Source organism: Pseudomonas sp. S4_EA_1b (genome assembly GCF_016307435.1).
Classification (GTDB): domain Bacteria; phylum Pseudomonadota; class Gammaproteobacteria; order Pseudomonadales; family Pseudomonadaceae; genus Aquipseudomonas; species Aquipseudomonas rhodesiae.
The window spans coordinates 13,513-37,609 of sequence record NZ_JAEILC010000004.1 but is presented as its reverse complement, the minus strand read 5'-3'; the positions used below and the strand labels follow the sequence as shown (position 1 = coordinate 37,609).

The window sequence follows — 24,097 nt, the reverse complement described above, 5'->3', positions numbered from 1 at the left end:
GCTGGGCGCACATAAAAAAGGCCAACGCAGAGCGTTGGCCTTTCTTGTTTTTGGCGCGTTAATCGAACTTAGAAATCCAAGTTAGAAACTGCCAAGGCGTTGCTTTCGATGAAGTCACGACGAGGTTCGACCGCATCACCCATGAGGGTGTTGAAGATCTGATCCGCGCCAATCGCGTCTTCGATGGTCACGCGCAGCATACGACGCTGGCTTGGATCCATGGTGGTTTCCCACAATTGATCGGGGTTCATTTCGCCCAGACCTTTGTATCGCTGAATGGTGTGGCGCTTGGTGCTTTCGGCCATCAGCCAGTCAAGGGCTTCTTTGAATTCCTTAACCTGTTTCTTACGCTCGCCACGCTGGATGTAAGCACCGTCGTCGAGCAGGGTGCTTAGTTGTGCGCCCAGGGTCACCACGGTCTTGTAATCATTGCTGCCGAAGAAGTCGCGGTTGAAAGTAACGTAGTTCGACAGGCCGTGGGAGATCAGCTCGACCTCTGGCAGCCAGACATTACGCTCACGGTCTTCACGCAGGCTGGCCTTGTAGACCAGGCCGGATTTCTCAACGGTGCGCAGACGCACTTCATACTGAGCCAGCCAATCTTGCATTGCTGCGTGGTCGCTCAACTGTTCCAGGCTAACGGCCGGCAAGTAGATGAAGTGCTCGGTCAACTCCTGCGGGTACAGGCGCGACAGGCGCTTGAGGGTCTTCATCACCATTCGGAAGTCGTTAACCAGGCGCTCCAACGCTTCACCGGAAATGCCTGGCGCTTCGTCATTCAAGTGCAGGCTGGCATCTTCCAGGGCCGACTGCGTCATGTATTCTTCCATGGCGTCGTCGTCTTTGATGTATTGCTCTTGCTTGCCTTTTTTCACTTTGTACAACGGTGGCTGAGCGATGTAGATGTAGCCACGCTCGATCAGCTCTGGCAATTGACGGAAGAAGAACGTCAGCAGAAGGGTACGAATGTGCGAACCGTCGACGTCAGCATCGGTCATGATGATGATGTTGTGATAACGCAATTTGTCGATGTTGTACTCTTCGCGGCCAATACCGCAGCCCAACGCCGTGATCAAGGTGCCGACTTCCTGAGAGGAAATCATCTTGTCGAAGCGCGCCTTCTCAACGTTGAGGATCTTACCTTTCAACGGCAGGATGGCTTGGGTACGGCGGTTACGACCCTGCTTGGCGGAACCGCCAGCAGAGTCACCTTCCACCAGGTACAGTTCGGAGAGGGCAGGGTCTTTCTCTTGGCAGTCCGCCAATTTGCCCGGCAGGCCGGCAATATCCAGCGCGCCTTTACGACGGGTCATCTCACGAGCCTTACGCGCCGCTTCACGCGCGCGAGCGGCATCGATCATCTTGCCGACAACCAGCTTGGCTTCGTTCGGGTTCTCCAGCAGGAAGTCGGAGAAGTATTTACCCATCTCCTGTTCCACAGCGGTCTTCACTTCAGAAGACACCAGCTTGTCTTTGGTCTGGGAGCTGAACTTAGGGTCCGGTACTTTTACCGAGATGATCGCCGTCAGACCTTCGCGTGCATCGTCACCCGTAGTGGCGACTTTATGCTTCTTGGCCAAGCCTTCGGCTTCGATGTAGGTATTAAGGTTACGCGTCAGCGCCGAACGGAAACCCACAAGGTGAGTACCCCCGTCGCGCTGCGGAATGTTGTTGGTGAAGCACAACAGGTTCTCGTTGAAGCTGTCGTTCCATTGCAGGGCGATTTCCACGCCGATGCCGTCTTCACGCTGGATGTTGAAGTGGAACACCTGGTTGACCGGCGTCTTGTTGGTGTTCAGGTACTCAACGAACGCACGCAAACCGCCTTCGTACTTGAACAGTTCTTCCTTACCGCTGCGCTCGTCTTTGAGGACGATACCTACACCGGAGTTAAGGAAAGACAGTTCACGGATGCGTTTGGCCAGAATGTCCCAGCTGAAATGAATATTCTTGAAGGTCTCGCTGGAAGCCTTGAAGTGAATCTGGGTGCCCGTGGTTTCGCTGTCTCCCACAATGGCCATAGGCGCTTGAGGCACACCGTGCACATAGGTCTGCTCCCAGATCTTGCCGCTACGACGTACGGTCAGGATCAGCTCTTCAGACAAAGCGTTCACTACCGAAACACCTACGCCGTGCAATCCGCCGGATACTTTATAGGAGTTGTCGTCGAATTTGCCGCCGGCGTGGAGCACGGTCATGATGACCTCTGCCGCAGATACGCCTTCTTCTTTATGCACATCCACCGGGATGCCACGACCGTTATCGCGCACGGTGATGGACTCATCCGGATGGATGATGATGCTGATGTCGTCGCAGTGACCGGCCAGAGCTTCGTCGATGGAGTTGTCGACCACCTCGAACACCATGTGGTGCAGACCGCTACCGTCATCAGTGTCGCCAATGTACATACCGGGACGTTTGCGTACGGCATCCAAACCTTTCAGCACTTTAATGCTGGTCGAGTCGTACGTGTTTTCTTCGCTCATGCCTTCACTCCCGATGGTCGTGGGTCTGGGTGATACGGCCTTGTTCCACGTGGAACAAAGCGACTGGCGTTTCCGTCTGCCAGCCTTCCCTCAATAATTCGTGGTCTACACAAGTGATAAACACTTGGCAGCGTAAGTCTTCCAACAAGCGGCATAACGAGCGGCGATGTTGCTCGTCAAGTTCGGACGGCAGGTCATCCACCAGATAAATACACTGACCGCGCCGGGCCTGGCTCACCAAGTGGCCCTGGGCGATACGCAAAGCGCACACCACCAACTTTTGCTGACCGCGGGACAAGATGTCCGCGGCATTATGAGCGCCTAATCTAAGACGCAAATCAGCCCGTTGAGGGCCGGCCTGGGTGTGACCAATCTGCTGGTCCCGCTGCAGGGACGTGGCGAGAACTGCACTGAGTTCACGCTCTTTGTCCCAACCACGGTAGTAGCTCAGCGTCAGCCCTTCGAGATCCAGTAACTCTCTCAAGGTCTGTTCAAAGACTGGTTTCAAGGCTTTGATGTAGGCACGGCGGTATTCATCTATTTCGTCGCTGGCCAGGCACAGTTCACGGTCCCAGGCCGCTTGCGAAGCGGCGTCAAGTGTACCATGCCGCAGCCACGAGTTCCGCTGCCGCAGGGCCTTCTGCAGGCGCTGCCATGTGGCCATAAATCGCGGTTCCACGTGGAACACTCCCCAATCGAGGAATTGCCTGCGTATTTTTGGCGCACCTTCCAGTAGCCGGAAGCTATCCGGATTGATCAGCTGCAGCGGCAGAATTTCGGCCAACTGAGCCGCGCTACGAGCATTTTGCCCATCTATACGGATCTGAAACTCTCCCCCGCGATCACGGGATATTCCCAAACTGCTGTGCCCACCCTCAGCCAGTTCGACCTGGCCAAACACGGTGCAAGCCAACTGTTCGTATTGAATAACCGGTAAAAGACGAGCACTGCGAAAAGAACGCGCGAGCCCCAACAAATGAATGGCTTCCAGCACACTGGTTTTGCCACTGCCATTGGCGCCGTGGAGGATATTGATGCGGGGGGAGGGGGAGAAGGTCACCGGGTGCAGATTGCGCACCGCGGTGACCGAGACGCGACTGAGGGACATCTAGCTTCTGCTGAGCATGGTTACAGGCGCATCGGCATGACAACGTAAGCCGAGTCGTCGTTATCGGATTCCTGCACCAGCGCGCTGCTGTTGGAGTCCGACAGAATCAGGCGAACCTGTTCGGTGGTCATCACACCCAGCACGTCCAAGAGGTAGCTCACGTTGAAGCCGATTTCCAGCGAGCCGCCGTTGTAGTCGACGCCCACTTCTTCTTCCGCTTCTTCCTGTTCTGGGTTGTTAGCCTGGATCTTCAGCTGACCATTGGCCAATTGCAGACGGATACCACGGTACTTTTCGTTGGACAGAATGGCAGTACGACTGAACGCTTCGCGCAGCGCCTGGCGATCGCCGATCACCAGCTTGTCGCCACCTTTAGGCAATACACGCTCGTAATCCGGGAACTTGCCATCAACCAACTTGGAGGTGAACGTGAATTCGCCCGTAGTGGCGCGGATGTGATGCTGGCCCAAAACGATGCTCACATTGCCGTCCGGCTCAGTGAGCAGGCGTGCCAGTTCAAGAATACCTTTGCGTGGCACGATGACTTGATGACGATCGGGCTGACCGATATCGGCGCGCATCGAGCACATCGCCAAGCGGTGACCGTCGGTAGCGACCGCGCGGATGACGCCTTCGGATACCTCCAGCAACATGCCATTTAGGTAATACCGCACATCCTGCTGGGCCATGGCGAAGCTGGTGCGTTCGATCAAACGGCGCAGTCTGCTCTGTTCCAGGCTGCACGTCAGCGAGCCGGGACCCTCTTCGACGGTCGGGAAATCATTGGCCGGCAGCGTGGACAGGGTGAAACGGCTACGGCCAGCTTTTACCACCAGCTTCTGTTCATCAACCTTGATGTCGATCAGCGCATCGTTCGGCAGGCTTTTGCAGATATCCATCAACTTGCGCGCCGGTACGGTGATCTCGCCCGGTTCAGCAGGCTCTTCCAACTGCACACGGCCCACCAACTCGACTTCCAGGTCGGTGCCGGTCAAGGACAATTGCTGGCCTTCGACCACCAGCAATACGTTAGAGAGTACCGGCAAGGTCTGACGGCGCTCGACGACGCCTGCGACCAGTTGCAGGGGTTTCAACAGGGCTTCGCGTTGAATGGTGAAATGCATGGTCTAGTCCCTTGCCTTAATAAGCTGCGCTGGTGTCATCACGTAGTCAGTGTACGCAGCAGGTTCTTGTAGTCCTCGCGAATATCCGCGTCGGATTCCTTAAGTTCGTTGATCTTGCGGCACGCGTGCAAGACCGTGGTGTGGTCGCGACCACCAAATACATCACCGATTTCCGGCAGGCTATGGTTGGTCAATTCCTTGGAAAGGGCCATGGCCACCTGACGCGGACGCGCCACCGAGCGCGAACGACGCTTGGACAGCAGGTCGGAAATCTTGATCTTGTAGTACTCGGCCACAGTGCGCTGGATGTTATCCACACTCACCAGCTTGTCTTGCAGAGCCAGCAGGTCTTTCAGAGATTCGCGAATCAGCTCAATCGTGATATCGCGGCCCATAAAATGCGAGTGGGCAATTACCCGTTTGAGTGCACCTTCCAGCTCCCGCACGTTGGAGCGGATGCGTTGGGCGATAAAGAACGCCGCATCGTGGGGAAGCTCGACCTTGGCCTGGTCGGCCTTTTTCATCAGGATCGCGACGCGGGTTTCAAGCTCCGGCGGCTCTACAGCAACCGTCAAGCCCCAGCCGAAGCGGGACTTCAAGCGTTCTTCCAGACCTTCGATTTCCTTCGGATAACGGTCGCTGGTCAGAATAACCTGCTGGCCGCCTTCGAGCAGAGCGTTGAACGTGTGGAAAAACTCTTCCTGGGAACGTTCCTTGCGGGCGAAGAATTGAATGTCATCGATCAGCAAGGCATCAACAGAGCGGTAAAAACGCTTGAATTCGTTGATAGCGTTGAGCTGCAAGGCCTTGACCATATCAGCCACGAAGCGCTCCGAGTGCAGGTATACGACCTTGGCATTCGGATTCTTCTTTAATAGATGGTTACCCACAGCGTGCATCAAGTGGGTCTTACCCAAGCCGACGCCACCATAAAGGAAGAGCGGGTTGTAACCATGCTTGGGGTTGTCGGCGACCTGCCAGGCAGCGGCGCGCGCCAGCTGGTTGGATTTACCTTCGACGAAGTTTTCAAAGGTGAATGTGCGGTTCAGGTAACTGGTGTGCTTGAGCGCACCTTCGACCTGCACAGTGCGCTGCTCGGCACGAACAGGGGCCTGTTGGGAACTGGCTCCTGCCATCGGGTCGAAGCTATCGCGGGACGGCTCTTCATGCTCCGGCGCATTTTTTTGCGTTGAAGATTTGGAGGGCGTCGGCGCAGCGGAAGGCGCCGGGGCAGCCGGTGCGGTCGCCGCCTGAGCTTGAGACGCCGCAGCCGCCAGCGGTGCATTAGGTGCAGCGCGAGGCGCGGAGCTACGTTTGCTGCCTATTAATAAGGAGAGCACTGGTGCGAGACCATTGCCATGTTCGTCGAGCAATTCGAGAACACGGCTCAGGTACTTCTCGTTGACCCAGTCGAGCACAAACCGATTGGGCGCGTAGACACGCAACTCGTCGCCTTCGGCTTCGACCTGTAGCGGACGGATCCAGGTGTTGAATTGCTGGGCAGGCAGCTCATCGCGCAAAAGCTCCACGCACTGCTGCCAAAGTTCCACTGACACGGATATCCCCTAAGTTGAAAGCCGGTGAGGCAAAAACAGCCGCCATTGTAGCGATCAGCTGTCCACTTATCCACATGTAGCTTGCTGACACCCCAGCCAAAATCAATGCCTTAACCTTGAAAAAGCCGACCGATGGTCTGTGCATAAGCTCTGTGGATAAGCGTACCTGAGCTCGTTGCACAAGTAGGTCCGAAAGTCTGTGGGTAACTGACCTGTGGATAACATGCCATTCCACCCACAGCTTATCCGATAGCGCAGCACAGGCAGAACACCGTTTCTCCCCTGTGTTGTCATTCTCTGTACATCAAGTGGAATAAGGGCTTGAGGCAGTTATCCACAGAGGATGGACTGCATAGCTTTTATAAGCTTTACAGAAAAGCTTTAAATAACTTCCTTCTTTATTTCTATATCTAGGTTCGTGCTGATGAGTGTCTGAACGGTGAAAACAGCGACGCTACCGTATTCAGATCTAATTAAAGGAATAGCTGGTTGGAAATTGACCTAGAGGCTTGCTTTCTCTAGAATCGCCGGTCTCTTAAAACGGGGGCCATTCCGGCCCGTTGTGACGAACCAGGTAACAACGCCATGAAACGTACTTTCCAACCCAGCACCATCAAACGCGCCCGTACCCACGGCTTCCGTGCCCGCATGGCTACCAAGAACGGTCGTGCCGTCCTGTCGCGTCGCCGCGCCAAAGGTCGTGCGCGTCTGGCAGTTTGATAATCCGGCACTGGTGGTGAGTCAGGACTTCAGTCGGGAAAAGCGTCTGCTAACTCCCCGGCATTTCAAGGCAGTCTTTGACTCCCCCACCGGCAAGGTTCCGGGGAAAAATCTCCTGCTCCTTGCGCGTAACAACGATCTGGATCACCCCCGTCTCGGGTTGGTGATCGGCAAAAAGAGCGTAAAGCTCTCCGTTGAGCGCAATCGCCTCAAGCGTCTGATGCGCGAATCGTTTCGCCTCCACCAGGACACCCTGGTTGGTTGGGATATTGTTATCGTCGCGCGTAAAGGCTTGGGGGATGTAGAAAACCCCGAATTGATTCAGCATTTCGGCAAGCTCTGGAAACGTTTGGCGCGTACCCACAAGCCAGCACCTCCAGCCAGCCCCGAAACTGTAGGGGTAGACAGCAACGATGCGTAAACTGGCCCTCGTTCCGATCCAGTTTTACCGCTACGCCATTAGTCCTCTGATGGCCAATCACTGTCGTTTCTACCCCAGTTGTTCCTGCTACGCGTTAGAGGCCATAGAAAATCATGGTCTTCTGCGCGGTGGCTGGCTGACCTTTCGTCGTTTAGGTCGCTGTCATCCGTGGAATCCCGGTGGTTATGACCCGGTTCCACCTGTCCCCACCTCCCGTTCTTCTTCGATGGCCGAGTAATCATGGATATTAAACGCACGATCCTGATCGTCGCCCTGGCAATCGTGTCCTACGTTATGGTTCTTAAGTGGAACCAAGACTATGGCCAAGCTGCCCTGCCGACTCAGAATGTTGCCGTCAACACTGCACCTGCGGGACTTCCCGACACGGCAAGTGGCACTAACGCTGCCGCCAGTGATGACATTCCACGCGCAGCAGGCGAAGCCAAAGCGCCCGCCGAAGTTCCAGTTGCAGCAAGCACCGACCTCATCCAGATCAAAACGGATGTGTTGGACCTGGCAGTCGACCCACAAGGTGGTGACGTAGCCAAGCTGACCCTGCCGCTGTATCCACGCCGCCAAGACCATCCGGAAATCCCTTTCCAGCTGTTCGATAACGGTGGCGAGCGTATTTACCAGGCTCAAAGCGGTCTGATCGGTACCAACGGTCCCGATGCAAGCCAAGCCGGTCGTCCGGTTTTCTCTTCGGAGAAGAAAAGTTATCAACTGGCTGACGGTCAGGACCAATTGGTCGTAGACCTGAAGTTCAGCAAGGATGGCGTCAACTACATCAAGCGGTTCACGCTCAAGCGTGGTCTGTACGACATCGTTGTCACCTACCTGATCGACAACCAAAGCGCTCAGCCTTGGAACGGCGCCATGTTCGCGCAACTCAAGCGCGACGCCAGCTCCGATCCTTCGTCCAGTACAGCAACGGGCACCGCGACTTACCTGGGCGCCGCCCTGTGGACAAGTTCGGAACCGTACAAAAAAGTGTCCATGAAAGACATGGACAAGGTGAGCGAAGACAAAACCAAGCCAGCCATCACCTACAACGTGAACGGCGGTTGGGTTGCCTGGTTGCAGCACTATTTCGTGACCGCGTGGATTCCACAGCCAGGCCAGAATAACGTGGTTCTGGCACGCAAGGACTCCAAGGGTAACTACATCATTGGCTACACCGGCCCGTCGTTGACCGTCGCGCCAGGTGCCACTGGCGAAACCAGCGCGACTCTGTATGCCGGCCCGAAAAGCCAGGCTGTGCTCAAAGAGTTGTCCCCAGGCCTGGAATTGACTGTGGACTACGGCATTCTGTGGTTCATTGCCCAACCGATTTTCTGGTTGTTGCAACATATCCACAGCATCGTCGGTAACTGGGGCTGGTCGATCATCTTCCTGACCATGCTGATCAAGGGCATTTTCTTCCCTCTGTCGGCCGCCAGCTACAAGTCGATGGCGCGCATGCGTGCCGTGGCGCCGAAGCTGGCTGCATTGAAAGAGCAACATGGTGATGACCGGCAGAAAATGTCGCAGGCCATGATGGAGCTGTACAAGAAAGAAAAGATCAACCCGCTGGGTGGATGCTTGCCGATTCTCGTACAGATGCCGGTATTCCTATCGCTGTACTGGGTACTCCTGGAAAGCGTGGAAATGCGTCAGGCGCCGTTCATGCTGTGGATAACTGACCTGTCGATCAAAGACCCGTTCTTTATCCTGCCGATCATCATGGGCGCGACCATGTTTATCCAGCAGCGTCTGAACCCAACGCCTCCGGATCCGATGCAGGCCAAGGTGATGAAAATGATGCCGATCATCTTCACCTTCTTCTTCCTGTGGTTCCCGGCGGGTCTGGTGCTGTACTGGGTGGTCAACAACGTGTTGTCGATTACTCAACAGTGGTACATCACACGTAAAATCGAAGCGGCTACCCAAAAAGCCGCGGCGTAATTACTCTGTGGATAACCACTCAAGACGCCCCCTAGTGGGGCGTTTTGCTTTCCGTCACATTTGTTCTGGAACCTGTTGATGAGCGCTCCTCGTGAAACCATCGCTGCTGTCGCTACCGCTCAAGGTCGTGGTGGTGTCGGTATCGTTCGTATTTCCGGGCCGCTTGCTGGCGTAGCCGCCAAGGCCATCAGCGGGCGAGACCTGAAGCCCCGATACGCGCATTACGGCCCGTTCCTGGATGCCGAGAACGAGGTGTTGGACGAAGGACTGGCGCTGTATTTTCCTGGCCCAAATTCATTCACCGGTGAAGACGTTCTGGAACTGCAGGGACACGGCGGCCCGGTTGTGTTGGATATGCTGCTGCAGCGCTGTCTGCAATTGGGTTGCCGTCTGGCTCGGCCAGGGGAATTCAGCGAGCGAGCGTTCTTGAATGACAAGTTGGACCTGGCCCAGGCCGAAGCTATCGCGGATTTGATTGAGGCCAGTTCTGCACAGGCGGCGCGCAATGCGCTGCGCTCGCTTCAAGGCGCATTTTCTTTGCGTGTGCATAACCTCACGGAACAGTTGATCGGTCTGCGTATCTACGTTGAGGCGGCGATTGATTTCCCGGAGGAAGAAATCGATTTTCTTGCCGATGGCCACGTGTTGGCGATGCTGGACAAAGTCCGCGACGAGTTATCCACAGTTCTGCGTGAGGCGGGTCAGGGGGCATTGCTACGTGACGGCATGACGGTGGTGATCGCCGGTCGTCCCAACGCCGGTAAATCCAGCCTGCTCAACGCGTTGGCAGGTCGGGAAGCGGCCATCGTGACTGAGATCGCCGGCACGACCCGAGATATCCTGCGCGAACATATCCACATCGATGGCATGCCGTTGCACGTCGTCGATACGGCTGGTTTGCGTGATACCGATGACCAGGTCGAAAAAATTGGCGTTGAGCGAGCACTCAAGGCCATCGGTGAAGCTGATCGCGTACTTTTGGTCGTGGACGCCACGGCACCGGAGGCTGTGGATCCTTTTGCCCTATGGCCGGAGTTTCTGGAGCAGCGGCCGGATCCGGCCAAGGTCACGTTGATCCGTAACAAAGCCGACTTGACGGGAGAAGCGATCGCTCTGCAAACCAGCGAAGATGGCCATGTCACCCTCAGTCTGAGCGCCAAATCGGCAGGGGAAGGCTTGGAGCTGCTGCGCGATCACCTCAAAGCCTGCATGGGCTACGAACAGACCTCGGAAAGCAGCTTCAGCGCTCGCCGTCGGCACCTTGAAGCGCTGCGTCAGGCCAGCGCGGCCCTGGAGCACGGACGCGCACAATTGACCTTGGCAGGAGCAGGGGAGCTGCTGGCCGAAGACTTGAGACAGGCTCAGCAGCTTTTGGGGGAAATCACCGGCGCCTTCAGCTCCGATGAGTTACTTGGGCGGATCTTCTCCAGCTTCTGCATCGGCAAATAACCGGTTATCCACGACCTGGTCACCAGTTGTAAGACACCGTACCGAGCAAGGTACGGCTGTCACCCCAGTAGCAACGCCCCGCATCGTTGCAACCGGACACATATTCCTTGTCGAACAGGTTTTTCGCATTCAGATCCACAGACCAGTGTTTATCAATCTGGTAACCAACCGCGGCATCCACCAATGTGACGCTTCCTGCGTCCAATTTGCCGTACAACGTCGGCGCGGTGTAGGAAAAAGTACTGTAGAAATAGCGAACACCCCCAGCTAGGGAGAGCCCCTTAAGCTGACCGTCGAGGAAGCGATACTTGCTCCACACGGAAGCCTGGTTGCGCGGGACGCCCGTCATCTGATGCCCTTCGACCAAAGACGTGGCCGAATCCTTGGTAATACGCGCATCGGTGTAGGTATAGGCTGCCGTCACATTGAGATTCTGCGTGAGGTTACTGTTGACCTCCACTTCCACACCTTTGGCGCGACTTTCACCTACCTGCCGATAGCTGTTGGTGGTGGCGTCGAGGTAGGTGTCGTCCTGTTTACGCAGGTCATACACCGACAGCGTCATCGCCGTGTCCCAGCCGAGCGGTTCGTATTTAACGCCCACTTCGTATTGGCTGCTGGTGATCGGTTTCAACGGTGAGCCAGCGTTGGAGATCTGCTGTACAGGGACGAACGCGGTGGAATAGCTGACATACGGCGTCAGGCCGTTGTCGAACTGGTACATGACTCCGCCCTGATAGGTGAATTTGCGGTCTTCCGCCTGGGTGTTGCTGGCCTTGTTCACCTTGTCGCGGAATTCGCTGTCCACCCAGTCCTGACGACCGCCGAGTAAGAACAACCAGTGCTCGTATTTGCTCTGTACCTGTGCATAAACCCCTTTCATTTGTTGCTCAAGCAGGGTGTTTTGTACCGCGATGGGGGTTAGTGGATCGCGCAGGTACACGGGGTTATACACATTAATGGTCCCCGCAAACCCTGCGTCCCAATCTTGGTTGAACGAGGTACGGTCGTAGCTGGCGCCCAACAGCACGGTATTTTCCAAATCGCCGAGTCGGAATTTGCCCTCCAGTTGGTTATCCAGGGAGTAAACCATTGATTTGTTATAGCGATCGTAGGCGGTCATGTTCAGTTGCGTGCCAAAGCCGCGATTGTTCAGGGCGCTGGGCCAGGTTTCATGGCGGTTGATGCGCGACTGCATGTAACGGGAGTTCTGCCTGAACTGCCAGTCGTCGTTAAAGCTGTGACTGAATTCGTAGCCAGTGCTCCAGGCTTCACGTTCGAAGGTGTTCCAGTCCGGGTTACCCAGCATCGTGTGTTTGGATAACTTGCCGTTAGGGTTGGTAAGCAGAGTTCCCGCAGCCGGAAGGCCGAGTTCCAGGTTGGTGTGATCCTTCTGGTAATTGGCCAGCAGGGTCAGGGTGTTGTAATCGTCGAAGTTGAGCGTCAAGGACGGCGCAAGATAGAGCCGGTCATCCGGTACATGGTCGGTTTGCGTATCGGATTTTCGCCCCAGCATCACCAGCCTGCCGAGGACGTTGTCATTACCGTTGAGCGGGCCCGAGATATCCACACCCAACTGGCGGCGATTATTGGAGCCATACCCCAGTTGCACCTCACCTTGGGGCGTGGCCGTCGGATGTTTGCTCACCAGATTCACCAGGCCGCCCGGCGCGTTTTCGCCATAGAGCAGGGAGGAGGGACCGCGGAAAACTTCAACGCGCTCTAGGCCGTAAGGCTCGCTGGTGGTGTCGTATCGATTGCCTTGCACGCGTAGGCCATCTCGCAGCAGACCGTAGCCGTAGTCAGTGGCGTTGAAACCGCGGATGAAAAACAGGTCGCCTGCCAGACTGTCGCCGGCGGCAAAGGGTGGCGCGAAGATGCCCGGCACGTACCCCAACACTTCCGTCAGGCTTTGCGCCTTCTGATCCTTGATGCGCTGACCGGTGACAACCGAGACTGAACGCGGTGTTTCCGACAAGGGCGTACTGGTTTTGGTACCGATCCGACTGTTCTGCGCCTTGTAGCCCACATCCCCAGCGATATCCCGGTTGAACCCATCCTGTTGATAAGTACTCACCGTCGTCGGCGCAAGCGTGAGTTGGTCTGCGGGAGCGACCTGCAATACGTAGCTGCCAGGAGCTTGGGCGACCGCCGACAACCCAGTGCTTTGCAGCAGCAAAGCGAACCCCTGATCAATCGAGTAGTCGCCCTCGAGCCCAGGTGTCGTCAGCCGTGCGGTCTGCTCCGGCGAAAAAGACAAGATCACATTCGCGCTGGCCGCAAATTGGCTTAATGCCCTGTCCAGCGGACCGGCCGCAACGGCGTAATGCTGCACCATACTGGCGGCCAAGACGCCGGTGGCAAACAGGGTACTGGCTGCGGTGGCAGTGGCAATCAGCAGACCATAGGTCATGCCATGGCAGGAAAGTCGCTGGCGTAGCTGGATGGGGAGGCGCATTGGCGGATAAACCCTGAAGGTATTGTCGTAATTACCTTTAGGGCCGCGCCAAGTGAAAAAAAGGTAACCCTCCTGGTGAATTATTTTTGATCAACCGATTGGCGTTATCGAAACCCAATAGCGGGTGAAATATTTCACCTGGATAGGCAAGGTGGCTTGCAGGTTGGTCAGTACTGCATCGGTGGCGTCCAGACGGAACGTCCCGGATACGCGCAGACGGGCAGAGATGGCATCGCATTGCAGGACACCGGACCGATAGCGTGACAACTCGTCGATTACATCGCCAAGCCGCGCATCCAGCACGATTAATTGGCCGTCGACCCAGGCGGCCTGAGTTGCGGTGAAGGGATGGATCGGGCCGACATTAAGCCGATCAAAGTCGGCGCTCTGCCCCGCCTTAAGGAGTTGACCAGAGGAGGGATTGTCTACGGGTGACACCTGTACGCGATCCTCCAACACTCCAACGCGAGTGGAATCGGCCAACTGACGTACGGTAAAGCGGGTGCCCAATGCCTGAACCCGACCTTGGCGGGTTTCAACATAGAAGGGTAGCTGCGCCGCCAACCTGCCGGTGTGGATAAGTACCTCACCCTCGCGCAGACGAATAAGCCGCTGCCGTTCGTCGAATATCACATCGATTGCTGAGCGAGTGTTGAGCTCGATTCGGGTGCCGTCGGCCAACTGGATACGTTGATGTTTGCCAATCGGCGTGCGGTAGTCGGCCAACAACGTTCCCACGCCACTGTGTTGCTGAAGATTCCAACCGAGATAGCCCCCACCGCCAAGCACCAGCATCCATTTAAGTACTTGCCGGCGTTGTTGAGTCGTCGACAGCGCACGCCGAGTGACGTCCTGAGGTAACCCGCCCAGACTACGTTGCAGTTGTTCGAGCTGGTTCCAAGCGGCCAGATGGGAAGGGTCGCGGCTCAACCATTGCTGCCAGGCATGGTGTTCGGCGGGTGTGGGAGCTTGAGACTGAAATTGCACATACCAAGTGGCGGCGGCTTCAAAGGTGTCGCGATCGGGGGCGGCCATCAGGAACTGGCCATGATCAATGAACACTCGGTAAACGCTCGGATCATGTGTTTTTTCACAGTTGTGAGCGAAACCTGCAGTTGATCGGCGATCTGTTGATAAGTCAGCCCATCGATCTGGGACAGCATGAAGATTGTTCGTGCACGCCCGCCAAGCGCGTGCAGGGCTTTATCCACAGCGACTAATGTTTCGATTATGAGCGCTTTGTCCTCCTCACTAACGACGGTGATCTCAGGACGATCAGCCAGGGCCTCCTTATAGGCCTGTTCGACGGCACTTCGGCGATAACGATCAATCACCAGGCCCCTGGCGATGGTTGCCAGATAATCACGCGGTTCCAGAATCTGGGAGGCGTGTCGTCCACCCAAGATGCGCACGAACGTATCGTGGGCCACATCGGCCGCATCACAGGCGTTATTTAGTTTGCCTTTGAGCCATCCGCGCAGCCACGTGTGGTGTTGCTCGTAGATGTGCTGGACGGCTGCCGTGTGAGAAGGAAGAGGCATAGGGCGCGTAGGTAGGTTAATGATAATCGCTATTATTAACTGCGCTGTGGTTTTCCCACAATAGGTCTCCCAATGAGGTCATCGGCTCCAATCGGAAGATAGGTGTGGCTACGCCATGGGCGAAATCCAGGGCGAATGGCGAGAATCTTTGGATTAAGCCCTGTGGGTAAGCGGCACTGTACCCAGTTGATAACAGGGCTTAAAAACCAAGGATAAACTCGTCTGTGGATAACCAGCACTTTAATCCACAGGCTTAACGCAGTTATCCAACGGGCTTATCGGCACATGACCACAGACTTTTGAACCTCTGTACACATCGAATATAAAGGCTTGTAGCAATCTATCCACAGAAAGCTTGCTCAGTAGAAATAAACATAAAAACAAAGACTTAATAAATTTCTCTCTTTTAATTTCTATTGTCTGTGATTCATCCACAGCTGGTTAAATTTTGTGCAAAGGGTTCTTTAGGAAGGGCTAAGTCCCTATACTTGCCGCCAAAGCTCCAAAACCCTTTCAACAAACAATTCCTGATTACCTACATAAGCAGGCACGAGGTGCGTGGTGGATTTCCCTTCCCGTTTTGAAGTGATCGTCATCGGCGGCGGTCATGCCGGTACCGAGGCAGCACTGGCCTCAGCGCGCATGGGTGTTAAAACCCTGCTGTTGACGCACAACGTGGAAACCCTCGGTGCGATGAGTTGCAACCCTGCCATCGGTGGCATTGGTAAAAGCCATCTGGTCAAAGAAATCGACGCCCTCGGCGGCGCGATGGCAATGGCCACCGACAAGGGCGGTATTCAATTTCGCGTGCTCAATAGCCGCAAAGGCCCTGCTGTGCGAGCGACTCGGGCACAAGCCGACCGCATCCTGTACAAGGCGGCGGTGCGCGAAACCCTGGAAAACCAGCCGAACCTGTGGATATTTCAACAGGCAGCCGATGACCTGATCGTTGAGCAAGACCAGGTGCGCGGTGTCGTCACCCAAATGGGCCTGCGTTTCTTTGCTGAATCCGTGGTGTTGACCACAGGTACGTTCCTGGGCGGACTTATCCACATCGGTATGCAGAATTATTCCGGCGGTCGCGCCGGCGACCCGCCGTCGATTGCCCTGGCAAAACGCCTACGTGAATTGCCGCTACGTGTCGGTCGTTTGAAAACCGGGACGCCGCCGCGTATCGATGGGCGTTCTGTGGACTTTTCGGTGATGACCGAACAAGCGGGCGATACGCCGATTCCAGTGATGTCGTTCATGGGCTCCAAAGAGCAACACCCTAAACAGGTCAGTTGCTGGATCACCCACACCAACGCCCGTACCCACGAAATCATCGCGGCGAACCTCGACCGCTCGCCGATGTATTCCGGGGTCATCGAAGGCGTCGGCCCGCGCTATTGCCCATCGATCGAAGACAAGATCCACCGCTTTGCCGACAAGGAAAGCCATCAGGTCTTCATCGAGCCCGAAGGCCTGACGACCCACGAGTTGTATCCGAACGGCATTTCCACTTCGCTGCCCTTCGATGTGCAAATCCAGATCGTGCAATCGATTCGCGGCATGGAAAACGCACACATCGTGCGCCCGGGTTACGCCATCGAATATGACTACTTCGACCCCCGCGATCTGAAATACAGCCTGGAAACCAAAGTGATCGGCGGTTTGTTCTTCGCCGGGCAAATCAACGGCACCACCGGTTACGAAGAAGCCGGGGCCCAGGGTTTACTGGCCGGGACCAACGCAGCATTGCGTGCCCAGGGCAAAGACAGCTGGTGCCCGCGTCGCGATGAGGCATACATCGGTGTATTGGTCGATGACCTGATTACCCTGGGCACCCAGGAACCGTACCGGATGTTTACCTCGCGGGCGGAATACCGTTTGATCCTGCGTGAAGACAATGCCGATCTGCGCCTGACCGAAAAAGGCCGCGAACTGGGCCTGGTCGACGATGTGCGTTGGGCTGCTTTCTGCAAAAAACGCGAGAGCATCGCGCTGGAAGAGCAACGCCTGAAAAGTACTTGGGTTCGCCCGGGCACCGAGCAGGGTGACGCGATTGCCGAAAAGTTCGGCACGCCACTGACCCACGAGTACAACCTTCTGAACCTGCTGTCCCGTCCGGAAATCGACTACGCTGGCTTGGTCGAAGTGACGGGGCAGGGCGCAGAAGACCCACAGGTCGCCGAACAGATTGAAATCAAAACCAAGTACGCCGGTTACATTGACCGCCAGCAGGATGAAATTGCCCGCTTGCGCGCCAGTGAAGACACCAAGCTACCTCTGGATATCGACTACACCAGCATTTCCGGGCTCTCGAAGGAGATCCAAAGCAAGCTGGGGATAACTCGCCCTGAAACCCTGGGCCAGGCTTCGCGGATCCCTGGCGTTACCCCGGCAGCGATCTCGCTGTTGATGATTCATTTGAAAAAACGCGGCGCGGGCCGTCAGTTGGAGCAAAGCGCTTGAGTTCGTTGGTCACCTCGCAACATGCCGAAGAGTTATCCACAGGCGCGCGCCAGTTGGGCGTCGACCTTACCCCGGCCCAGCATGACTTGCTGCTGGGCTATCTGGCTCTGCTGATCAAGTGGAACAAGGCTTACAACCTGACGGCCGTGCGCGATCCCGACGAGATGGTGTCGCGTCATTTGCTCGACAGCTTGAGCGTGATGCCCTTTATCGAAAATGGTCGTTGGCTGGACGTGGGCAGTGGCGGAGGCATGCCGGGCATTCCTCTGGCCATTCTGTTTCCAGAGTCTCAAGTCACTTGCCTGGACAGTAACGGCAAGAAGACGCGCTTCCTGACTCAGGTCAAACTCGAACTCAAATTGGATAACCTGCAGGTTATCCACAGCCGCGTCGAAGCCTTTAAGCCTGAACAGCCCTTCAACGGAATTGTTTCCCGGGCGTTCAGTAGCATGGAAAACTTCAGCAACTGGACCCGCCACCTGGGCGACCAAGACACCCGTTGGCTGGCAATGAAGGGCGTCCATCCAAGCGATGAGCTGTTAGCATTGCCGACGGACTTCCACCTTGATAGCGAACACGCCTTGGCCGTACCCGGTTGCCAAGGCCAACGCCATCTGCTGATACTGCGCCGCACGGCATGATTGGGAACACAAGCAAGAATGGCTAAGGTATTCGCGATAGCGAACCAAAAAGGTGGCGTGGGCAAAACCACCACCTGCATCAACCTCGCAGCATCCCTGGTGGCCACCAAGCGCCGGGTGCTGTTGATCGATCTTGATCCACAGGGCAACGCCACCATGGGTAGCGGTGTGGATAAACACGGCCTGGAAAACTCAGTCTATGACTTGCTGATCGGCGAGTGCGACCTGGCTCAGGCCATGCACTATTCCGAACACGGCGGTTATCAGCTACTGCCGGCCAACCGCGATCTGACTGCGGCCGAAGTGGTGCTGCTGGAAATGCAGATGAAAGAAAGCCGTCTGCGCAGCGCCTTGGCACCGATCCGCGAGAATTACGATTACATTTTGATCGACTGCCCACCCTCATTGTCGATGCTCACGCTCAACGCGCTGGTCGCTGCCGATGGGGTGATCATCCCCATGCAGTGCGAGTACTACGCGCTCGAAGGCTTGAGTGACCTTGTGGATAACATCAAGCGGATTGCCGAGTTGCTCAACCCGAACCTGCAGATCGAAGGTCTTTTGCGGACTATGTTCGATCCGCGCCTGAGCCTGATGAACGATGTGTCTGCGCAGCTCAAGGAACACTTCGGCGACCAGCTCTACGATACGGTGATCCCGCGCAACATCCGTTTGGCCGAAGCCCCGAGCTACGGCATGCCTGCCCTGGCTTACGACAAATCGTCCCGTGGCGCCATTGCCTACCTGGCACTGGCCGGCGAGATGGTCCGTCGCCAACGCCGCAACTCACGCACCGCTGCCGCCCAGCCAACTTAAGGAATCCCCATGGCCGTCAAGAAACGAGGTCTCGGACGTGGACTGGATGCACTGTTGAGTGGTCCGACCGTTACATCCCTTGAAGAACAAGCGGTGCAGGCTGACGAGCGCGAGTTGCAGCACCTGCCCCTGGACCTGATCCAGCGCGGTAAATACCAGCCGCGCCGGGACATGGATCCTCAGGCGCTGGAAGAACTGGCCAATTCGATCAAGGCCCAGGGTGTGATGCAACCGATCGTGGTTCGCCCGATCGGCGGGGGCCGATTTGAGATCATCGCCGGCGAGCGCCGCTGGCGCGCCAGCCAGCAGGCCGGCAAAGAGACGATCCCGGCGATGGTCCGCGATGTGCCGGACGAAACCGCGATCGCCATGGCCTTGATCGAGAACATCCAGCGTGAAGACCTCAACCCCATCGAAGAAGCGATTGCGTTGCAGCGTTTGCAGCAGGAATTCCAGCTGACCCAGCAACAGGTGGCCGAGGCTGTAGGTAAATCCCGCGTAACTGTGTCCAACCTGCTACGTCTGATCGCGCTGCCGGAAGTCATCAAGACCATGTTGTCCCACGGTGACCTGGAAATGGGCCATGCCCGTGCATTGCTCGGTTTGCCGGAAAATCAACAGGTTGAAGGGGCGCGACACGTTGTCGCACGAGGGCTCACTGTTCGTCAGACCGAGGCATTGGTTCGGCAGTGGCTCAGTGGTAAACCTGCACCGGTCGAAACGGCCAAACCTGATCCGGATATCGCTCGTCTCGAGCAGCGCCTGGCCGAGCGCCTGGGCTCTGCGGTGCAAATTCGCCATGGCAAGAAGGGCAAAGGCCAATTGGTCATCGGATATAACTCCCTCGATGAGCTTCAGGGCGTCCTTGCCCACATCCGCTGAAACATTTGCTTATGTAGCGCGTGATCGGAAATCACTACCCGACAGTTGAATAGGGGCTGAACCGCCCCTATACTCTGCGCGCATTTTGTCGGCACAAATTATGCCAAGTTATTGATTTCCGGCAGCCGACCATTGAGGAGCAAGAGTGATGGAAACCCGCACGCCAAACACGTTGCCGTTCCATCGCTTGGCCGTTTTCCCGGTTTTATTGGCTCAATTTGTCATCCTGCTGATCGCCGCATTGGCGCTTTGGTATTGGCATGGAGTCGTAGCCGGATATTCAGGACTCTGCGGAGGCCTGATAGCCTTGCTGCCCAATATGTATTTTGCTCACAGGGCCTTTCGGTTTTCCGGCGCCCGAGCAGCCCAGGCCATCGTCCGGTCTTTTTATGCCGGCGAGGCGGGGAAACTGATTTTGACGGCAGTGCTGTTTGCACTGACCTTTGCAGGTGTGAAGCCATTGGCGCCGCTGGCTGTATTCGGTGTCTTCGTGTTGACCCAACTGGTCAGCTGGTTCGCTCCCCTGCTAATGAAAACAAGACTTTCGAAACCTTAGGGCGTTTGAGGCAACCATGGCAGAAACAACCGCTTCGGGCTATATCCAGCACCACTTGCAGAACCTGACCTTCGGTCAGCTTCCCAACGGCGGCTGGGGCTTCGCCCACACCGCAGCAGAAGCCAAAGAAATGGGCTTTTGGGCTTTCCACCTGGATACTCTGGGCTGGTCGGTCGCACTGGGTCTGATCTTCGTCCTGATTTTCCGCATGGCGGCGAAAAAGGCGACTTCCGGTCAGCCGGGTGCCCTGCAAAACTTCGTTGAGGTATTGGTCGAATTCGTCGATGGCAGCGTGAAAGACAGCTTCCATGGCCGTAGCCCGGTGATCGCACCGCTGGCACTGACCATCTTCGTCTGGGTGTTCCTGATGAACGCCGTCGACCTGATTCCGGTCGACTGGATTCCTCAATTGGCGATCCTGATCTCCGGCGATCACCACATTCCATTCCGTGCCGTTTCCACCACGGACCCTAACGCCACCCTGGGCATGGCCCTGTCGGTGTTCGCGTTGATCATTTTCTACAGCATCAAAGTCAAGGGCATCGGCGGCTTCATCGGCGAGCTGACCCTGCACCCGTTCGGCAGCAAGAACATTTTCGTTCAGGCCCTGCTGATTCCGGTGAACTTCCTGCTGGAGTTCGTCACCCTGGTCGCCAAGCCGATTTCCCTGGCACTGCGACTGTTCGGCAACATGTATGCCGGCGAACTGGTGTTCATTCTGATTGCTGTGATGTTCGGCAGCGGTCTGCTCTGGCTTAGCGGCCTGGGCGTTGTTCTGCAGTGGGCGTGGGCTGTATTCCACATCCTGATCATTACCCTGCAGGCCTTCATCTTCATGATGCTGACCATCGTCTACCTGTCGATGGCGCACGAAGAGAACCATTAAGGCCGGTCTCGACCAGTCTGATGTCCTTCCCGGTGAAACGGGAAGGTGGCCCACCAGGGCTAATGAAACGATTTGTTTTACCGCTTTAAAATCTAAAAAACCTAAACCATACGACGTAAAAGTCGGGAGGAAAGATGGAAACTGTAGTTGGTCTAACCGCTATCGCTGTTGCACTGTTGATCGGCCTGGGCGCTCTGGGTACTGCCATTGGTTTCGGCCTGCTGGGCGGCAAGTTCCTGGAAGGCGCAGCGCGTCAGCCAGAAATGGTCCCAATGCTGCAAGTTAAAATGTTCATCGTCGCCGGCCTGCTCGACGCCGTGACCATGATCGGCGTTGGTATCGCACTGTTCTTCACCTTCGCGAACCCCTTCGTTGGTCAACTCGCTGGCTAATCACTCGATTTCGAGTGATTGGGGTGATGGACAACGAATGAGCGAGGTGTTGGCGTGAACATTAATGCAACCCTGATTGGCCAATCCGTTGCGTTCTTCATTTTTGTAGTGTTTTGCATGAAGTTCGTGTGGCCTCCGGTCATCGCGGCTTTGCACGAACGTCAGAAGAAGATCGCGGACGGCTTGGACGCTGCCAGCCGTGCAGCTCGCGACCTGGAGTTGGCCCAAGAGAAAGTGGGTCATCAACTGCGCGAAGCTAAAGCACAGGCAGCTGAGATCATTGAGCAAGCCAAGAAACGCGGTAACCAGATCGTCGAAGAGGCTGTTGAAAAAGCCCGCGTCGAAGCTGACCGTGTGAAGGCTTCGGCTCATGCCGAGATCGAACAGGAACTGAACGGCGTCAAAGACGCGCTGCGTGCCCAACTGGGTGCTCTGGCGGTCGGCGGTGCTGAGAAGATCCTCGGTGCCACAATCGATCAAAACGCGCACGCGGAGCTGGTTAACAAACTGGCTGCTGAAATTTAAGCGAGGGCGATCATGGCAGAACTGACCACGTTGGCCCGACCTTACGCTAAGGCAGCCTTCGAGCACGCCCAGGCCCACCAGCAGCTGGCCTCTTGGTCAGCCATGCTCGGCCTGGCTGCAGCAGTGTCGCAAGACGACACCATGCAGCGCGTGCTCAAGGCCCCGCGCCTGACGAGCGCAGACAAGGCCGCCACTTTTATTGAAGTGTGCGGCGACAAGTTTGATGTGAAGGTGCAGAACTTCATTCACGTCATTGCCGAAAACGACCGTCTCCCGCTGTTGCCGGAGATCGCCGCGCTGTTCGACCTGTACAAGGCTGAAGCAGAGAAATCGGTAGACGTTGAAGTGACCAGTGCTTTCGCATTGAACCAAGAACAGCAAGACAAACTCGCCAAGGTTCTCAGTGCACGACTCAATCGGGAAGTGCGCCTGCAAGCTTCGGAGGACGCATCCCTGATTGGTGGTGTTGTTATCCGTGCCGGCGACCTGGTTATCGATGGCTCGATTCGCGGCAAAATCGCGAAACTTGCCGAAGCATTGAAATCTTGAGTTTGAAGGGGCAGCAGAGCAATGCAGCAACTCAATCCTTCCGAAATAAGTGAAATTATCAAGGGCCGCATCGACAAGCTCGATGTGACCTCCCAAGCCCGTAACGAAGGCACTGTCGTCAGCGTATCTGACGGCATCGTGCGGATTCACGGTCTGGCCGACGTTATGTACGGCGAGATGATCGAGTTTCCGGGCGGCGTCTACGGTATGGCCCTCAACCTGGAGCAAGACTCCGTAGGTGCCGTTGTACTGGGCGCATACACCAGTCTGGCTGAAGGCATGAGCGCCAAGTGCACTGGCCGCATCCTGGAAGTTCCGGTTGGTAAGGAACTGCTGGGTCGCGTAGTCGACGCACTGGGTAACCCTGTTGACGGCAAAGGTCCACTGGGCAACACCGAGACCGACGCGGTCGAGAAAGTTGCTCCAGGCGTGATCTGGCGTAAGTCGGTAGACCAGCCTGTACAGACTGGCTACAAGGCTGTCGATGCCATGATCCCTGTCGGCCGTGGCCAGCGTGAGCTGATCATCGGTGACCGTCAGATCGGTAAAACCGCTCTGGCGATCGACGCGATCATCAACCAGAAGAACAGCGGCATTTTCTGCGTCTACGTAGCCATCGGTCAGAAGCAATCGACCATCGCCAACGTTGTTCGCAAGCTGGAAGAAAACGGCGCCCTGGCCAACACGATCATCGTGGCTGCCAGTGCTTCGGAATCTCCTGCGCTGCAATTCCTGGCACCGTACTCCGGTTGCACCATGGGTGAATTCTTCCGCGACCGCGGTGAAGACGCGCTGATCGTTTATGACGATCTGTCCAAGCAAGCAGTGGCTTACCGCCAGATTTCCCTGCTGCTGCGCCGTCCACCAGGCCGTGAAGCTTACCCAGGCGACGTGTTCTACCTCCACTCCCGTCTGCTGGAGCGCGCATCCCGCGTTTCGGAAGAGTACGTAGAGAAGTTCACCAACGGCGCAGTGACCGGCAAAACCGGTTCCCTGACCGCACTGCCGATCATCGAAACCCAGGCTGGCGACGTTTCCGCGTTCGTTCCGACCAACGTGATTTCCATCACCGACGGTCAGATCTTCCTGGAATCGGCCATGTTCAACTCGGGCATCCGCCCTGCAGTGAACGCCGGTGTTTCGGTATCCCGTGTGGGTGGTGCCGCTCAGACCAAGATCATCAAGAAGCTCTCCGGTGGTATCCGTACCGCTCTGGCTCAGTACCGTGAACTGGCGGCATTCGCCCAGTTCGCTTCTGACCTGGACGAAGCGACCCGTAAGCAACTTGAGCATGGTCAGCGCGTTACCGAGCTGATGAAGCAGAAGCAATACGCCCCAATGTCGATCGCTGACATGGCGTTGTCGCTGTATGCCGCTGAGCGTGGGTTCCTGACCGACGTTGAAATCGCCAAGGTCGGCAGCTTTGAACAAGCGCTGATTGCTTACTTCAACCGCGATCACGCCGATTTGATGGCGAAGATCAACGTGAAGGGTGACTTCAATGACGATATCGACGCTGGCATGAAAGCCGGTATCGAGAAGTTCAAGGCCACCCAAACCTGGTAAGCCGCAGCGGGAGCCGCAAGGCT

Annotated in this window: 22 protein-coding genes; 15 read left to right on the top strand and 7 right to left on the bottom strand. The window is 56.4% G+C overall.

Going from position 1 to position 24,097, the window contains the following annotated elements; translation table 11 throughout:
• Window positions 1-68 precede the first annotated feature (68 nt).
• The 4 genes from gyrB to dnaA are packed head-to-tail and all read right to left on the bottom strand — an operon-like array spanning window position 69 to window position 6,274.
• Window positions 69-2,486, bottom strand: a complete 2,418-nt coding sequence (gyrB, locus tag YA0848_RS01215) for a DNA topoisomerase (ATP-hydrolyzing) subunit B (protein WP_034101625.1) — start codon at window positions 2,484-2,486, stop codon at window positions 69-71.
• A gap of 4 nt (window positions 2,487-2,490) precedes the next feature.
• Window positions 2,491-3,594 (bottom strand): DNA replication/repair protein RecF, encoded by a 1,104-nt coding sequence (gene recF / locus YA0848_RS01210; RefSeq protein ID WP_034101623.1) that lies wholly within the window; start codon window positions 3,592-3,594, stop codon window positions 2,491-2,493.
• Window positions 3,595-3,614: 20 nt separating this feature from the next.
• Window positions 3,615-4,718 carry a DNA polymerase III subunit beta gene (gene dnaN / locus YA0848_RS01205; protein WP_034101622.1) on the bottom strand — a complete coding sequence of 368 codons (1,104 nt, stop codon included), beginning with the start codon at window positions 4,716-4,718 and terminating at the stop codon, window positions 3,615-3,617.
• 38 nt (window positions 4,719-4,756) lie between these two features.
• Window positions 4,757-6,274 (bottom strand): chromosomal replication initiator protein DnaA, encoded by a 1,518-nt coding sequence (gene dnaA / locus YA0848_RS01200; RefSeq protein WP_034101621.1) that lies wholly within the window; start codon window positions 6,272-6,274, stop codon window positions 4,757-4,759.
• Window positions 6,275-6,859: 585 nt separating this feature from the next.
• Between dnaA and rpmH the strand changes: the two genes are divergently transcribed.
• The 5 genes from rpmH (at window position 6,860) to mnmE (ending at window position 10,808) form a co-directional block, all read left to right on the top strand.
• Entirely contained in the window at window positions 6,860-6,994 is a 135-nt protein-coding gene (gene rpmH / locus YA0848_RS01195) for a 50S ribosomal protein L34 (RefSeq protein WP_003213577.1), read from the top strand.
• Window positions 6,995-7,010: 16 nt separating this feature from the next.
• Window positions 7,011-7,415, top strand: a complete 405-nt coding sequence (gene rnpA / locus YA0848_RS01190) for a ribonuclease P protein component (RefSeq protein ID WP_198712244.1) — start codon at window positions 7,011-7,013, stop codon at window positions 7,413-7,415.
• On the top strand, window positions 7,408-7,653 hold the full coding sequence (gene yidD / locus YA0848_RS01185; RefSeq protein WP_080758814.1) for a membrane protein insertion efficiency factor YidD: 246 nt from the start codon (window positions 7,408-7,410) through the stop codon (window positions 7,651-7,653). Before rnpA ends, yidD begins: the two co-directional genes overlap by 8 nt.
• A 2-nt stretch (window positions 7,654-7,655) precedes the next feature.
• Entirely contained in the window at window positions 7,656-9,359 is a 1,704-nt protein-coding gene (gene yidC, locus YA0848_RS01180; protein WP_034115592.1) for a membrane protein insertase YidC, read from the top strand.
• 78 nt (window positions 9,360-9,437) lie between these two features.
• Entirely contained in the window at window positions 9,438-10,808 is a 1,371-nt protein-coding gene (mnmE, locus tag YA0848_RS01175; protein ID WP_169902282.1) for a tRNA uridine-5-carboxymethylaminomethyl(34) synthesis GTPase MnmE, read from the top strand.
• A gap of 19 nt (window positions 10,809-10,827) precedes the next feature.
• Here the strand turns inward: mnmE and YA0848_RS01170 are convergent, their stop codons facing one another.
• The 3 genes from YA0848_RS01170 to YA0848_RS01160 form a co-directional block, all read right to left on the bottom strand.
• Window positions 10,828-13,266: a TonB-dependent siderophore receptor gene (locus tag YA0848_RS01170; protein WP_169902283.1), complete on the bottom strand. Its 2,439-nt coding sequence runs from the start codon at window positions 13,264-13,266 to the stop codon at window positions 10,828-10,830.
• Between the two features lie 90 nt (window positions 13,267-13,356).
• On the bottom strand, window positions 13,357-14,301 hold the full coding sequence (locus YA0848_RS01165) for a FecR domain-containing protein (protein ID WP_034115590.1): 945 nt from the start codon (window positions 14,299-14,301) through the stop codon (window positions 13,357-13,359).
• Window positions 14,301-14,807, bottom strand: a complete 507-nt coding sequence (locus tag YA0848_RS01160; RefSeq protein WP_034101614.1) for a sigma-70 family RNA polymerase sigma factor — start codon at window positions 14,805-14,807, stop codon at window positions 14,301-14,303. The genes YA0848_RS01165 and YA0848_RS01160 overlap by 1 nt, the downstream gene beginning before the upstream one ends.
• 561 nt (window positions 14,808-15,368) lie before the next feature.
• Here YA0848_RS01160 and mnmG point away from each other — a divergent pair.
• The 10 genes from mnmG (at window position 15,369) to atpA (ending at window position 24,074) form a co-directional block, all read left to right on the top strand.
• Entirely contained in the window at window positions 15,369-17,261 is a 1,893-nt protein-coding gene (gene mnmG, locus YA0848_RS01155; protein ID WP_034101777.1) for a tRNA uridine-5-carboxymethylaminomethyl(34) synthesis enzyme MnmG, read from the top strand.
• Window positions 17,258-17,902: a 16S rRNA (guanine(527)-N(7))-methyltransferase RsmG gene (gene rsmG / locus YA0848_RS01150; protein ID WP_034101612.1), complete on the top strand. Its 645-nt coding sequence runs from the start codon at window positions 17,258-17,260 to the stop codon at window positions 17,900-17,902. The genes mnmG and rsmG overlap by 4 nt, the downstream gene beginning before the upstream one ends.
• A gap of 18 nt (window positions 17,903-17,920) precedes the next feature.
• Window positions 17,921-18,718, top strand: a complete 798-nt coding sequence (locus tag YA0848_RS01145; RefSeq protein WP_016978715.1) for a ParA family protein — start codon at window positions 17,921-17,923, stop codon at window positions 18,716-18,718.
• 9 nt (window positions 18,719-18,727) lie between these two features.
• Window positions 18,728-19,600, top strand: a complete 873-nt coding sequence (locus tag YA0848_RS01140) for a ParB/RepB/Spo0J family partition protein (protein ID WP_016970690.1) — start codon at window positions 18,728-18,730, stop codon at window positions 19,598-19,600.
• A 148-nt stretch (window positions 19,601-19,748) separates the two neighbouring features.
• Window positions 19,749-20,156 carry a F0F1 ATP synthase subunit I gene (locus tag YA0848_RS01135; RefSeq protein ID WP_010565865.1) on the top strand — a complete coding sequence of 136 codons (408 nt, stop codon included), beginning with the start codon at window positions 19,749-19,751 and terminating at the stop codon, window positions 20,154-20,156.
• 16 nt (window positions 20,157-20,172) lie between these two features.
• On the top strand, window positions 20,173-21,042 hold the full coding sequence (atpB, locus tag YA0848_RS01130; RefSeq protein WP_034101609.1) for a F0F1 ATP synthase subunit A: 870 nt from the start codon (window positions 20,173-20,175) through the stop codon (window positions 21,040-21,042).
• A 134-nt stretch (window positions 21,043-21,176) separates the two neighbouring features.
• The gene (atpE, locus tag YA0848_RS01125; protein ID WP_002555987.1) at window positions 21,177-21,434 is read left to right on the top strand and encodes a F0F1 ATP synthase subunit C; all 258 of its coding nucleotides are present in this window, start codon (window positions 21,177-21,179) and stop codon (window positions 21,432-21,434) included.
• Window positions 21,435-21,488: 54 nt separating this feature from the next.
• Window positions 21,489-21,959: a F0F1 ATP synthase subunit B gene (locus YA0848_RS01120; protein ID WP_003177066.1), complete on the top strand. Its 471-nt coding sequence runs from the start codon at window positions 21,489-21,491 to the stop codon at window positions 21,957-21,959.
• A 12-nt stretch (window positions 21,960-21,971) separates the two neighbouring features.
• Window positions 21,972-22,508 carry a F0F1 ATP synthase subunit delta gene (locus tag YA0848_RS01115; protein WP_003195833.1) on the top strand — a complete coding sequence of 179 codons (537 nt, stop codon included), beginning with the start codon at window positions 21,972-21,974 and terminating at the stop codon, window positions 22,506-22,508.
• 21 nt (window positions 22,509-22,529) lie between these two features.
• The gene (atpA, locus tag YA0848_RS01110; RefSeq protein WP_034101605.1) at window positions 22,530-24,074 is read left to right on the top strand and encodes a F0F1 ATP synthase subunit alpha; all 1,545 of its coding nucleotides are present in this window, start codon (window positions 22,530-22,532) and stop codon (window positions 24,072-24,074) included.
• Window positions 24,075-24,097 lie beyond the last annotated feature (23 nt).